This is a genomic window from Kitasatospora sp. NPDC091207 (assembly GCF_044768625.1).
Taxonomy (GTDB): Bacteria; Actinomycetota; Actinomycetes; order Streptomycetales; family Streptomycetaceae; genus Kitasatospora.
Window position 1 is genome coordinate 1 of record NZ_JBIVVS010000056.1, and the last position, 15,349, is coordinate 15,349.

1 protein-coding gene is annotated in these 15,349 nt (G+C 77.4%); it reads left to right on the plus strand.

Features of this window, described 5'->3' with window-relative positions; all coding sequences use genetic code 11:
- Window positions 1-15,349, plus strand: a 15,349-nt coding sequence (locus tag ACIQTO_RS37895) for an SDR family NAD(P)-dependent oxidoreductase (RefSeq protein WP_402398195.1), incomplete at both ends; no start/stop codon positions are given.

A 15,349-nucleotide genomic window follows, 5' to 3' on the forward strand; every position in this document is an offset into this window, starting at 1 on the left:
CGCGCTGTTGGCGCTGTGTGCGGCGGGGGAGGTGCGGGCCCGGCGGATTCCGGTGGACTACGCCTCGCACTCCGCGCAGGTGGAGCAGGTCCGGGGGCGGATCCTGGAGGATTTGGCGGGAATCGTTCCGGCGACGTCGACGGTGCCGTTGTTCTCGACGTTGACGGGTGCGCCGATCGACACGGCGGGGATGGACGCGGGGTACTGGTTCGACAACCTGCGGTCGCCGGTGCGGTTCGAGGAGGCGACGCGGGCGCTGGTGGGCAGTGGTCGGTCGGTGTTCGTGGAGTGCAGTCCGCATCCGGTGCTGACGGTCGGTGTGCTGGAGACGGCGGAGTCGGTCGGCGTCGAGGTGGCGGTGCTGGGGACGCTGCGGCGTGGGCAGGGTGGTCCGGAGCGGTTGCTGGTGGCGTTGGCCGAGGCCTGGACGGCCGGGGCGCCGGTGGACTTCGGGTCGCTGCTGCCCGGCGGTGGCCGGGTGGAGTTGCCGACGTACGCGTTCCAGCGGGAGCGGTTCTGGTTGGAGCCGGTGTCGGTGGTGGCCGAGGGTGACCCGGGTGAGGCGCGGTTCTGGGACGCGGTGGAGCGCGGGGACCTCGCCGAACTCTCGGACGCCCTGCGCCTGGAGGACACGCCGGAACTGCTCGACTCGGTGCTCCCCGCCCTGGCCGACTGGCGGCGCCGCCGCCGGGACCGTTCGACGCTGGACTCCTGGTGCTACCGGATCGGGTGGAAGCCGGTCGACGGTCCGCGCGGCGCGGTCGCCCTGGCCGGCACCTGGCTGGTGGTGGCCACCGAGGAGGCGTCCGCCGAGGAGGTGGTCGCGGCGATCCGCGCCGCCGGCGCGGAGACGGTGACCCTGGTCGTCGCCGACCCGGCCGTCGACCGCGCGGCACTGGCCGAGGCGATCCGCGGGACGGTCCCGGCCGCCGGCCCGCTCGCCGGGGTGGTCTCCCTCACCGGCCTGGCCGAGGAGCCGCTGCCCGGCACGGTGCTGCCCGCCGGCCTGGCGGTCGCGCTGACCCTGGTGCAGGCGCTCGGCGACGCCGCGGTCACCGCGCCGCTGTGGACCCTCACCCGGGGCGCGGTGTCCACCGGCCGGGCCGACCGGCTGGACCACCCGGTCCAGGCCCAGCTCTGGGGCTTCGGCCGGACGCTGGCCCTGGAACACCCGGACCGCTGCGGCGGCCTGATCGACCTGCCGCCCGTGCTCGACGAGCGCGCGGGCCGGCGCCTGGTGGCCGTCCTGTCCGGCGCGACCGGTGAGGACCAGACGGCGGTGCGCTCCTCCGGGACGTTCGCGGCCCGCCTCCTGCGCGCCCCCGAGCCCGCCCCGGCCGGCGAGGGCCGGCGGCTGTCCGGGACCGTCCTGGTCACCGGGGCGGACGGCGCCCTCGGCCGGCAGGCCGCGTGGTGGGCGGCCGGGCGCGGCGCCACCGGCCTGCTGCTGGTCGGCGCCGAGGGCCCGGCCCCCGAACTCGCCGCCTTCGCGGCCGAGCTGACCGAGGCCGGCACCCCGGCCACCGCGGTCACCTGCGACCTCGCGGACCGGGCCGCGCTCGCCGCGCTGCTGGCCGAGCACCCCGTCGCGGGCGTGGTCGTCACCGCCGAGGCCGGCCCGACCGAGGCACTGGACCGGACCGGCCCCGCCGGGTTCGCGGCCGTCCTGGCCGCGAAGACCGGCGCCGCCGCCAACCTGCACGCCGCACTCGCGGACACGCCGCTGGACGCGTTCGTGCTGTTCTCCTCGATCGCCGGGGTCTGGGGCAGCGGGGGCCAGGCCGCCTACGCGGCGGGCAACAGCTTCCTGGACGCCCTGGCCGGGCACCGCCGCTCGCTCGGCCTCCCGGCGACCGCCGTCGCCTGGGGCCCGTGGGCGGGCGGCCCGGACGGCCCCGGCCAGGACTACCTGAGCCGCCGCGGCATCCCGGCCATGGACGCCCGGCTGGCCCGGGCGGCGCTGGACCGGGCCGTCGACCGGGACGAGCCGGCCGTGGTCGTCGCCGACGTCGACTGGCCGGCCTTCACCGCCTCCTTCACCGCGGCCCGGCCGAGCCCGCTGCTCGCCGACCTGCCCGGCCCGCGCCCGTCCGGGGCCGACGCCGGCGCCGGGTCCGCGGTCACCGGACGGCTCGCCTCGCTGTCCGCCGCCGAGCGCGAGCGGGAGACGCTGGCCGTGGTCCGGGCCGAGGTCGCGGCGGTCCTGGGGCACGCCGACCCGTCCGGCCTGGAGACCGGCCGGACGTTCAAGGACCTCGGCTTCGACTCGCTGACCGCGGTGGAGCTGGGCAAGCGCCTGGCGGCCGGCACCGGCACGTCCGTCCCCGCCACGGCCGTGTTCGACCACCCGACGATCGGCGAGCTGACCCGCTTCCTCGTCGGCGGGCGCGTCGCCGGCCCGGCCGCGACGGCCACGGCCGCCACCGACGAGCCGATCGCGATCATCGGCATGAGCTGCCGCTTCCCCGGCGGCGTCGAGGACCCCGAAGGCCTCTGGCGGCTGATCGCCGCCGGCGGGGACGCCATCGGCGACTTCCCGGCCGACCGCGGCTGGGACGTCGAGGGGCTCTACGACCCCGACCCCGACCGGCAGGGCCGGACCTACGTCCGGTCGGGCGGCTTCCTGCACGACGCGGCCGGGTTCGACGCCGGGCTGTTCGGGATCTCGCCGCGCGAGGCGCTGGCGATGGACCCGCAGCAGCGGCTCCTGCTGGAGGCGTCCTGGGAGGCGTTCGAGGATGCCGGGATCGACCAGGGCACCGTGCGCGGCAGCCAGGGCGGCGTCTTCGTGGGCATGACGTCCTCCGGCTACGGGCACGGCGCGGTCCTGCCGGACGGGGTGGAAGGCCACCTGCTGACCGGCAACACGACGAGCGTCGCGTCCGGCCGGCTGGCGTACACCTTCGGCCTGGAGGGCCCCGCCGTCACGGTGGACACCGCCTGCTCCTCGTCGTTGGTGGCCCTGCACCTGGCGGCCGGGGCGCTCCGTTCCGGCGAGTGCACGATGGCGCTCGCGGGCGGGGTGACCGTGATGGTGGCGCCGGACTCCTTCATCGAGTTCAGCCGGCAGCGCGGGCTGGCCGTCGACGGCCGCTGCAAGCCGTTCTCGGCGGCGGCGGACGGCACCAGCTGGTCCGAGGGCGTGGGCATGCTGCTGGTCGAGCGGCTCTCCGACGCCCGGCGCAACGGGCACCGGGTGCTCGCCGTGCTGCGCGGCAGCGCCGTCAACCAGGACGGCGCCTCCAACGGCCTCACCGCCCCGAACGGCCCCGCGCAGCAGCGGGTGATCCGCCAGGCGCTGGCCAACGCCCGGCTGGAGGCCGCCGAGGTCGACGCCGTCGAGGCGCACGGCACCGGCACCCGGCTGGGCGACCCGATCGAGGCCCAGGCCCTGCTGGCGACGTACGGTCAGGACCGTCCGGCCGACCGGCCGCTGTGGCTGGGCTCGGTGAAGTCGAACATCGGGCACACCCAGGCCGCCGCGGGCGTGGCCGGCGTGATCAAGATGGTCATGGCGATGCGCCACGGTGAGCTGCCCGGCCTCCTCCACCTGGACGCCGCCTCCCCGCACGTCGACTGGTCGGACGGCGCGGTCGAGCTGCTGGCCGCCGCGCGGCCGTGGCCCGAGCGGGGGCGGCCGCTGCGCGCCGGTGTCTCGTCCTTCGGCGTCAGCGGCACCAACGCCCATGTGATCCTCGAAAGCGCCCCGGCGGAGGAGGACGCGGCGCCCGACGCGCCGGCGGACCTCGCCGGGCCGCCGGCCGACGTCCCGGTCCCGTGGCTGCTGTCGGCCGCCGACCCGGCGGCGCTCGCCGCCCAGGCCGAGCGGCTGCGCGGCTTCGCCGAAGCGGGCACCGAACCGGTGACCGAGGCCCGCACCGAACCGGCTACCGAGGCCGGCACCGAACCGCGTACCGCGCCGGGCACCGCCGACATCGCGGTGTCGCTGGCCGCCGGGCGCACCGGTCTGGCCCACCGCGCCGTGGTCCTGGCCGCCGACCGGGCGGGCCTGCTGGACGGCCTGACGGCGCTGGCGACCGGCGCCGAGGCGCCCGGTGTGGTGCGGGGGGAGCGGGCCGACGGCCGGTCGGCGTTCCTGTTCTCCGGCCAGGGCTCCCAGCGGCCGGGCATGGGCCGCGCGCTCCACGCGGCGTTCCCCGTCTTCGCGGACGCCCTCGACGCCGTCTGCGCCCGGCTCGACACGGAGCTGGACCGCCCGCTGCGCGAGGTGATGTTCGCCGAGGCGGGCACCCCCGACGCGATCCTGCTGGACCGGACCGTCTTCACCCAGGCCGCGCTGTTCGCCTTCGAGGTGGCGCTGTACCGGCTGCTGGAGGACTGGGGGGTGCGCCCGGACTTCCTGCTGGGGCACTCGATCGGCGAACTGGCCGCCGCGCACGTCGCGGGCGTGCTCTCGCTCGACGACGCGACCGCCCTGGTGGCGGCGCGCGGCCGGCTGATGCAGGCGCTGCCGGCCGGCGGCGCCATGCTGGCCGTCGAGATCGACGAGGCCGGGGCCGCCGAGGCGCTCGCCGCGTTCGACGGCGCGGTCGACGTCGCCGCCGTGAACGGGCCGCAGGCGGTCGTGGTCTCCGGACCGGAGGACGCGATCACGGCGCTGGCCGCGCACTGGCGCGCCGAGGGGCGCCGGACCAACCGGCTGCGGGTCTCGCACGCCTTCCACTCGGCGCTGATGGAGCCGATGCTCGCGCGGTTCCGGGCCGTCGCCGAGGGCCTGACGTACCACCCGCCGCGCATCCCGCTGGTGTCGAACCTGACCGGCACCGGTGCCGACCCCGAGGAGATCCGCACCCCGGAGTACTGGGTGCGGCACGTCCGGCAGGCCGTCCGGTTCGCCGACGGCGTCGGCTGGCTGGCCCGGCAGGGCGCGAACCGCTTCCTGGAGGTCGGCCCGGACGCGGTGCTCACCGCGATGGCCCGGCTCACCCTGGACACCGCCCCGGACACCGCCGGCCCGGACACCGCCGTGCTGGTACCGGCGTCCCGGGGCGACCGGCCCGAGGCACGGACCCTGCTGCACGGGCTCGCGGCGCTCTGGGCGCGGGGCACCGCGGTGGACTGGCCGGCCGCGCTCGCCGACCGCGGCGGCCGGCGGATCGGCCTGCCCCCGTACGCGTTCCAGCGTCAGCGGTACTGGCTGCGCCCCGGCCCGGGCACCGCCGACGTGTCCGGCGCCGGCCTGCTGACCACCGAACACCCCCTGCTGACCGCCGCCGTGCCGCTCGCGGACGGCGCCGGCGCGCTCCTGACCGGGCGGCTGTCGCTGGCCGCGCAGCCGTGGCTGGCCGACCACGCCGTCCGGGGGACGGCGATCCTGCCGGGCACCGGCTTCGTGGAGCTGGCACTGCGCGCCGGCCGGGAGGTCGGCTGCACCGCGCTCACGGAGCTGATGATCGAGGCGCCGCTGGCCGTCCCCGCCACCGGCGGCGTCCGGATCCAGGTCCGGGTGGGCGACCCGGACGGCACCGGGGACCGCCCGGTGTCCGTCCACGCCCAGCCCGACGACGCCGCCGGCTGGACCAGGCACGCCTCCGGCTCCCTGACCGCCCGGCCCGACACCGAGCCCTACGACCTCGCCGCCTGGCCGCCGCCCGGCGCCGAGCCGGTGGACCTGGACGGCTACTACGACCGGCTGAGCGAGGCCGGCTACGGCTACGGGCCGGCGTTCCGCGGCCTGCGCGCGGCCTGGCGGGGCGAGGAGGCGGTCTACGCCGAGATCGCCCTGCCGCCGGCCGCCGCCGAGCAGGCGGCCGCGTTCGGCGTCCACCCCGCGCTGCTCGACGCGGCGATGCACGCGGCGACCGTCGGCGGGTTCCTCGACGACACGGGGGCGACGCCGCTGCCGTTCGCCTGGTCCGGCGTCTCCCTGTACGCGACCGGCGCCTCCGTCGCGCGGGTCCGGCTCGCCCCGGCGGGCCGGGACGCGCTCTCGATCCGGGTCGCCGACGCCACCGGCGCGCCGGTGGTCGACGTCCGGTCGCTGACCCTGCGGCCGGTGCGGACCGGCCGGTCGGACACCCGCCGTGCGGAGGCCGGCGACGCGCTGTTCGCGGTCGAGTGGACGGCGCTGCCCCGCCCGGCCGCCGAGGGGCCCGCCGGCCCGGCGGACGCCGCCGTCTCCCTCCTGCTGCACCGGCTCGACACCGCCGGTCCGGACGCCGCCGGTTCGGACGCCGCCGCCCGTGCGCGCAGCGCGACCGGCGAGGCCCTCGACCTCGTGCGGAGCCGGCTCGCCGGCGACCTCGACGAGGCGTCCCGCCTGGTGGTCGTCACCCGGGGCGCGGCCGCCGTGCACCCGGGCGAGGACCCGGCCGACCCGGCCGGCGCCGCGGTGTGGGGCCTGCTGCGGTCGGCGCAGGCCGAGCACCCGGACCGCTTCGTGCTGCTCGACGACGACGGCACGGCCGACCCGGAGCTGGTCCGGCACGCGGTGGGACGCGGGGAGAACCAGCTCGCCGCGCGCGGCGGCGAGCTGTACGCGCCCCGCCTGGTGCGGGTCCCGGCGTCGGCCGCCCTGGCCGTCCCCGACGACACGGCCGGCTGGCGGCTGGACGTCACCGAGCCCGGCACCCTGACCAGCCTGCGTCTGCTGCCCGCCGACACCGCCGAGCGGCCGCTCGGCCCCGACGAGGTGCGGGTGGGCGTCCGGGCGGCCGGCGTGAACTTCCGTGACGTGCTGCTCGCGCTCGGCCTCTACCCGGAGCGCGCCGTGATGGGCTCCGAAGGCGCCGGCGTCGTCCTGGAGGTCGGCCCGGAGGTCACCGACCTGTTCCCCGGCGAGCGGGTCTTCGGCCTGTTCCCCGGCGGCTTCGGCCCGGTCGCCGTCGCCGACCGGCGCCGGCTGGCCCGGATCCCGGCCGGCTGGTCCTTCACCGAGGCCGCCTCGATGCCGGTCGCCTTCGTCACCGCGTACTACGGTCTGGTCGACGTGGCGGCGGCGCGGCCGGGGGAGGCGGTGCTGGTGCACGCGGCCGCCGGCGGGGTCGGGATGGCCGCCGTGCAGCTCGCCCGGCACCTGGGCCTGGAGGTGTTCGGCACCGCGAGCCCCGGCAAGTGGGACGTGCTGCGTTCGCTCGGCCTGGACGACGCGCACCTCGCCTCCTCGCGCGACCTCGCCTTCGAGGAGCGGTTCCGCGCGGCCACCGGCGGACGCGGCGTCGACGTGGTGCTGAACTCGCTGGCCGGCGAGTTCGTGGACGCCTCGCTGCGCCTGCTGGCCGACGGCGGCCGGTTCGCCGACATGAGCCGGACGGACCTGCGGGACGCCGAGCGGGTCGCGGCCGACCACCCGGGCGTGCGCTACCGGGCGTTCGACCCGTCCGAGGCCGGCGCCCGGCGGATGGGCGAGATCCTGACCGAGGTGCTCGGCCTCTGCGAGTCCGGCGCGCTGCGGCTGCTGCCGATCACCACCTGGGACGTCCGCGAGGCGACCGCGGCGTTCCGGCACATCAGCCAGGCCAAGCACGTCGGCAAGAACGTGCTGACCGTGCCCACCGCGCTCGACCCGGCCGGCACCGTCCTGATCACCGGCGGCACCGGCACCCTGGGCGGTCTGACGGCCCGCCACCTGGTGGCCGGGCACGGCGTCCGGCACCTGCTGCTGGTCAGCCGCGGCGGCCCGGGCGCCGCGGGCGCCGACGGGCTGGTCGCGGAGCTGGAGGCGGCCGGGGCCACCGTCACGGTCGTGGCCTGCGACGTCGCCGACCGGGAGGCGCTGGCCGGCGTGCTGGCCGCGATCCCGGCCGAGCACCCGCTGACCGGCGTCGTGCACACCGCCGGCGTGGTCGACGACGGCGTGGTCACCGCCCTCACCGCCGAGCAGCTGGCGACCGTGCTGCGCCCGAAGGCGGACGCCGCCCTCCACCTGCACGAGCTGACGGCCGACCGCGACCTCGCGATGTTCGTGCTGTTCTCCTCCGTCGCGGCGGTGCTCGGCCCGCCCGGACAGGGCAACTACGCGGCGGCGAACGGCTTCCTGGACGCGCTGGCCGCGCACCGGCGGGCCCGCGGCCTGGCCGCGACCTCGCTGGCCTGGGGCCTGTGGGCGGAGTCCAGCGGCATCACCGGCCACCTGTCCGGCGCCGACCTGGCGCGGGCGGCCCGCGTCGGCGCGCCGCTGTCCGGCGCGCAGGGCACGGCCCTGTTCGACGTGGCCCGGACGCTGCCGCGCGCGCACCTCGTCACCTCCAACCTCGACGTCGACGCGCTGCGGTCCGACCCGTCCGGGCCGCCGCCGATACTGCGCGCGCTGGTGGGCGGCGCGCTGCGCCGGGCCAGTGACGCGCCGACCGCGGCGAGCCTCACCCAGCGGCTCGCCGCCGTCCGGCCGGAGGGCCGGCTCCCGCTGCTGGTCGACCTGGTCCGCGAGCAGACCGCCCTGGTGCTCGGCCACGCCTCCCCGGACGCCGTCGCGGCCGGGCGCGCGTTCAAGGAGAGCGGCTTCGACTCGCTGACCTCGGTGGAGCTGCGCAACCGGCTGCGGGCCGCCACCGGTCTGCGGTTGCCCGCGACCCTGGTGTTCGACCACCCGACCCCGGCCGCGCTCGCCGAGCACCTGCTCGGCGAACTGCTCGGCGGCCCCGGCCTCGCGGCGCCGGTCCGGGCCGCCGCGGTGGCCACCGACCAGGACCCGATCGTGATCGTCGGGATGAGCTGCCGCCTGCCGGGCGGTGCCGACAGCCCGGAGCGGCTGTGGGGGCTGCTCGCCGACGGCGGCGACGGCATGACGGACTTCCCCGCCGACCGCGGCTGGGAGGCCGAGGTCGCGGACGCGCCGTACGCGCTGCGCGGCGGCTTCCTCGCCGACGCCACCGAGTTCGACGCGGCGCTGTTCGGCATCAGCCCGCGCGAGGCGCTGGCGATGGACCCGCAGCAGCGGCTGTCGCTGGAGGCCGCCTGGGAGGCCTTCGAGGCCGCGGGCATCGACCCCGTGGCGGTGCGCGGCGAGCAGGTCGGCGTGTTCCTCGGCGCGGGGACCTCGTACTACGGGATCGGCACCGACCTGTCGGTGACCGCGGAGGGGCACGTCCTCGCCGGCACCTCCAACAGTGTGATCTCCGGCCGGGTCGCGTACTCGTTCGGTCTCGAAGGACCTGCCATCACGGTGGACACGGCGTGCTCCTCCTCGCTGGTGGCCCTGCACCTCGCGGCCCAGGCGCTGCGCGGCGGCGAGTGCGCGATGGCGCTGGCCGGCGGTGTCACGGTGCTGGCCGGACCGGAGATCTTCGCCGAGTTCAGCCGCCAGGGCGGCGTCGCCGCCGACGGCCGGTGCAAGCCGTTCTCCTCGGAGGCGGACGGAACGGGCTGGTCCGAGGGCGTCGGCTTCCTGGTGCTGGAGCGGTTGTCGGACGCGCGGCGCAACGGGCACGAGGTGCTGGCGGTCGTCCGGGGCAGTGCGGTCAACCAGGACGGTGCGTCGAACGGTCTGACGGCGCCGAACGGTCCCTCGCAGGAGCGGGTGATCCGGCAGGCGCTGGCCAATGCCGGGTTGTCGGCGGGTGACGTGGACGCGGTGGAGGCGCACGGCACGGGCACCCGGCTCGGTGACCCGATCGAGGCGCAGGCGCTGTTGGCGACCTACGGCCGGGAGCGGGCCGGTGAGCCGTTGTGGCTGGGGTCGGTGAAGTCGAACATCGGGCACACCCAGGCGGCGGCCGGTGTGGCCGGGGTGATCAAGATGGTGCAGGCGATGCGGCACGGCGTGCTCCCGGCCACCCTGCACGTGGACGAGCCGAGCGCGCACGTGGACTGGTCGGCGGGTGCGGTGGAGCTGCTGGCCGAGGCGCGTCCGTGGCCGGAGGCCGGCCGTCCGCGTCGGGCCGGTGTCTCGTCCTTCGGCATGAGCGGCACCAACGCGCACGTGATCCTGGAGGCCGCGCCGGTCGTCGCTGAGCCGGCCGCCGCGCCCGCACCGGAGCCGCGGAGCGGTGCCGGAGCGGTGCCGTGGTTCCTGTCGGCCCACACCCGGGCCGGTCTGGCGGCGCAGGCCGCCCGGCTGCGCGACTTCGTGGCCGGACGGACGGACGTCACCCCGCTGGAGGTCGGCCGGGCGCTGCTGTCCCGCGCCGACCTGGACCACCGCGCGGTGGTCCTCGGCACGGACCGGACCGCCCTGCTGGACGGTCTGGACGCGCTCGCCGCGGAGACGGCCCGGGCCGGGGTCGTCACTGGTGTCGCGCAGGAGCGCGACGGCCGCTCGGTGGCCTTCGTGTTCCCGGGGCAGGGTTCGCAGTGGGTCGGGATGGCGCGTGAACTCGCCGACTGGTCGCCGGTGTTCGCGGCACGGTTGGCGGAGTGCGAGGCGGCGTTGGCGCCGTTCGTGTCGTGGTCGTTGACGGAGGTGTTGCGGGAGGCCGGGGACCTGGACCGGGTGGATGTGGTCCAGCCGGTGTTGTGGGCGGTGATGGTGTCGCTGGCCGAGGTGTGGCGGGCGCACGGGGTGGAGCCGTCGGCGGTGGTCGGGCATTCGCAGGGGGAGATCGCGGCCGCGGTGGTGGCGGGTGCGTTGTCGGTGGCGGACGGCGCGCGGGTGGTGGCGTTGCGCAGCCGGGCGCTGGTCGAACTGGCCGGTGGCGGTGGCATGGTGTCGCTGGCGGCGGGTCGTGCCGTGGTCGAGGAGCTGATCGGCTCCTTCGAGGGCGGTTCCTTCGCGGGTCGGCTGTCGGTGGCGGCGTTCAACGGTCCGTCGTCGACGGTGGTGTCGGGTGAGCCGGCGGCGCTGGACGAACTGCTGGCGCTGTGTGCGGCCGGGGAGGTGCGGGCCCGGCGGATCCCGGTGGACTACGCCTCGCACTCCGCGCAGGTGGAGCAGGTCCGGGAGCGGATCCTGGCCGAGCTGGCGGGGATCACCCCGACGACGTCGACGGTCCCGCTGTACTCGACGTTGACCGGTGCGCCGATCGACACCGCGCGGATGGACGCCGGGTACTGGTACGACAACCTGCGCTCCACGGTGCGGTTCGAGGAGGCCACCCGCGCGCTGCTCGCCGACGGCCGCTCGGTGCTGGTGGAGTGCAGCCCGCACCCCGTCGTCTCGGTGGCCCTCCAGGAGACCGCCGAGGACGCCGGCGTCGCCACCACCGTGGTGGGCACGCTCCGGCGCGACGACGGCGGCCCGGAGCGGTTCCTGACGGTCCTGGCCGAACTCTGGACGGCCGGCGTACCGGTCGACGTCACCGGCGTCCTGGCGGGCGGCCGACGCGTCGCCCTGCCCACCTACGCCTTCCAGCGCGACCGCTACTGGCCCAAGCCCCTCACGGCGCACGACGCCACCGCCGTCGGCCAGGTCACGGCCGGTCACCCGCTGCTGCGGGCGGCGATCCCGCTGACGCACGACGGCGTGCTGCTGACCGGGCGGCTGTCGACGACGACCCACCCGTGGCTGGCCGACCACGCGGTGCTCGGCCGGACCCTGGTGCCCGGCGCGGCGTTCGTCGAGATGGCCCTGCGGGCCGGCGAACAGGCCGGCTGCGCCCTGCTGCGGGAGCTGGTGCTGCAGTCCCCGCTGCCCCTCTCCGGGCAGGACGGGGTCGCCGTCCAGGTCGCCGTCGGTGCGCCCGACACCGCGGGCGACCGCACGGTGGAGATCTCCTCCCGCGCCGGCGAGGACGGGCCGTGGGTGTGCCACGCGACCGGCCTGCTGGGCGCGGCCGCGCCCGGCGCCGACTTCGACCACGCGGTGTGGCCGCCGTCCGGCGCGCAGCGCGTCGACCTCGCCCGCTTCTACCCCGGGCTCGCCGAGGCCGGCTACGGCTACGGCCCCGCGTTCCAGGGCCTGCGGGCCGCCTGGCGCGACGGGGACACCGTCTACGCCGAGGTCGCGCTGCCGGAGGGCACCGAGGCGGACGCCGGCTCCTACGGCGTGCACCCCGCGCTCCTGGACGCCGCCCTGCACGCCGCCGCCCTCGGAGCCGGGCCCGGGACCAGGCTGCCCTTCGCGTGGACCGGCGTCTCGCTCCAGGCCGTCGGGGCCACCGCGCTGAGGGTCGCCCTGACCCCCGCCCCCGGCGGGATCACGCTGCGGGCCGCCGACCCCACCGGCGCACCGGTGCTGACCGTCGACGCCCTGGCATCCCGCGAGGTCACGCCCGAGGCCCTCGCGGGGGACGGCGGACCCGGCGTCTCCGACGCGCTGTTCGGCCTGGACTGGGTGCCCACGACGGCCCCGGCCGGCCGGCCGGACACCCAGGACCGGACGGACACCGCCGACTGGACGGTGCTCGGCCCGGACGACGCCGGACTGCCGCACGCCACCCGCCACCGGGACCTCGCCGCGCTGACGGCCGCCCTCGACGCGGGCCTGCCCGCCCCGGCCGTCGTGGTGCTGCCGGTGCCGGCCGGCGCCGACCCGGAGGCCGTCCTGCGGACCGCGTCCGAGACCCTCGGCCTGCTGAACGCCTGGCTCGCCGAGGAGCGCCTCGGCGCCTCCCGGCTGGTGCTGCTGACCCGCGGCGCCGTGGGCGACACCGGCGACCTGGCGGGCGCGGCGGTCCACGGCCTGGTGAGCTCGGCGCAGGCCGAGCACCCCGGCTGCTTCGTGCTGGTCGACCGTGACCCGTCCGGGGACGACGGCAGCTGGCCGCCCGCCGTCGGCACGGAGCCGCGCACGGCGGTGCGCGACGGCGCGGTCCTCGTCCCGCGCCTGGTCCGCACCCCGGTCACCGACCCGCCCCGGCTGCCGGAGACCGTGCTGATCACCGGCGGCACCGGCACCCTGGGCGGCCTGGTCGCCCGGCACCTGGCGTCCCGGCACGGGGTGCGCCGGCTGGTGCTGCTGAGCCGCCGGGGCATCGACAGCCCCGGCGCGGCCGACCTGGTCGAGGACCTGCGGGCCCTGGGCGCCGAGGCCACGGTCGTCGCCTGCGACGCCGCCGACCGGGACGCGCTGGCGGCCGTCCTGGCCGCCCACCCGGTGGAGGGCGTCGTCCACGCGGCCGGGGTGATCGACGACGGCACGGTCACCTCCTACGACTCCGCCCGGCTGGCCGCGGTGCTGCGGCCGAAGGTGGCCGCGGCCGTCCACCTGCACGAGCTGACCGCCGACCGTGACCTGGGCCTGTTCGTGCTGTTCTCCTCCGCGGCCGGCACCTTCGGCCCGGAGGGCCAGGCCGCCTACGCGGCGGCGAACGCGGCCCTGGACGCCCTGGCCGCGCGGCGCGCGGCGGCGGGCCTGCCGGCGGTCTCGCTCGGCTGGGGCCTGTGGGCCGGCGCCAGCGGGATGACCGGCCACCTGTCCACCGACCAGGTCGCCCGCGCCACCCGCACCGCCGACTCGCTGAGCGACACCGACGGACTCGCCCTGTTCGACGCGGCCGTGGGCTCGGACCGCCCGCACCTGCTGCCGATCCGGCTGCGGCCGGCCGCGGGCCCGGACGGCGAGGTGCCGCCGCTGTTGCGCGCCCTGGTCCGCCCGACCCTGCGGCGCGCCGCCGTCGAGACCGCGCCCGACGCGCTCGCGCACCGGCTCGCCGGCCTCACCGGGGCCGAGCAGATCCGGATGGTGACGGAGCTGCTCGCCACCGAGGTCGCGGCCGTCCTGGGCCACGCCAGCGCCGCCGCGATCGCGCCCGGCCGGGCCTTCAAGGACCTCGGCTTCGACTCGCTGCTCGCCGTCCGGCTGCGGAACCGGCTCCAGGAGGTCACCGACCTGCGGCTGCCCGCGACGCTGGTGTTCGACCACCCGACCCCGGCCGCGCTGGCCGAGTTCGTCCGCGACGCCCTGGTCGGCCACCGGCCCGGCGGCCCGGCGGTCACCCCAGCCGCAGCCGCAGCCGTAGCCACGGCCGCCGCCGACGAGCCGATCGCGATCGTCGGCATGAGCTGCCGCTACCCCGGCGGCGTCACCGACCCGGAGCAGCTGTGGGCCCTGCTGGCCGCCGGCGGGGACGGCATCACGTCCTTCCCGACCGACCGCGGCTGGGACGTCGGCGCGGTGTACTCGGGCGACGGCGCGAGGACCGCGACGGTCTTCGAGGGTGGCTTCCTGCACGACGCGGCCGAGTTCGACGCCGGGCTGTTCGGGATCTCGCCGCGTGAGGCGCTGGCGATGGACCCACAGCAGCGGCTGCTGCTGGAGGCGTCCTGGGAGGCCTTCGAGAGCGCGGGCCTGGACCCGACCTCGCTGCGCGGCAGCCGGACCGGCGTCTACGCGGGCCTGATGTACCACGACTACGCGACCGGCGGCGGAGCCGTTCCGGAGGAGGTCCAGGGCTTCCTGGGCACGGGGAACGCGGGCAGCGTCGCCTCCGGCCGCGTCGCCTACACCTTCGGCCTGGAGGGGCCGGCGGTCACGGTGGACACGGCGTGCTCGTCGTCCCTGGTGGCGATGCACTGGGCGGCGCAGGCGCTGCGCTCCGGCGACTGCACCCTGGCGCTGGCCGGCGGTGTCACCGTGCTCGCCACGCCTTCGGTGTTCACCGAGTTCAGCCGGCAGGGCGGCCTGGCCTCGGACGGGCGGTGCAAGGCGTTCGCGGCCGCGGCCGACGGCAGTGGCTGGTCCGAGGGCATCGGCATGCTGGTGCTGGAGCGGTTGTCGGACGCGCGACGGCTCGGGCACGAGGTGCTGGCGGTGGTGCGTGGTTCGGCGGTGAACCAGGACGGTGCGTCGAACGGGCTGACGGCGCCGAACGGTCCGTCGCAGGAGCGGGTGATCCGGCAGGCGCTGGCCAATGCCGGTCTGTCGGCGGGCGAGGTGGACGCGGTGGAGGCGCACGGGACGGGGACCCGGCTGGGTGACCCGATCGAGGCGCAGGCGCTGTTGGCGACCTATGGCCAGGGGCGCGGCGAGGACCGGCCGTTGTGGCTGGGGTCGGTGAAGTCGAACATCGGGCACACCCAGGCGGCCGCGGGTGTGGCCGGGGTGATCAAGATGGTGCAGGCGATGCGGCACGGCGTGCTGCCCGCGACGCTGCACGTGGACGCGCCGTCCCCGGAGGTGGACTGGTCGGCCGGTGCGGTGGAGCTGCTGACGGAGGCGCGGCCGTGGCCCGAGGCGGATCGTCCGCGTCGGGCCGGTGTGTCGTCCTTCGGGATCAGCGGCACCAACGCGCACGTGATCATCGAGGGCGTTCCGCGCCCGGTCGAGCGGGCCGAGGTTCAGTCCCCGCCGGCCGGACCGGTGCCGTGGCTGCTGTCGGGCCGGACGCCGGCCGCGCTGGGCGCGCAGGCCGAGCGGTTGCGGGACTTCGTGGTGGGGCGTTCGGACCTCGCGGTGGCGGATGTGGCGTCGTCGCTGCTGTCGCGGGCCGCTCTGGAGCATCGTGCGGTGGTGCTGGGTGGTGAGCGGGCCGGGTTGGTGGCCGCGCTGGGCACCTTGGACGGTGAGGGTGTG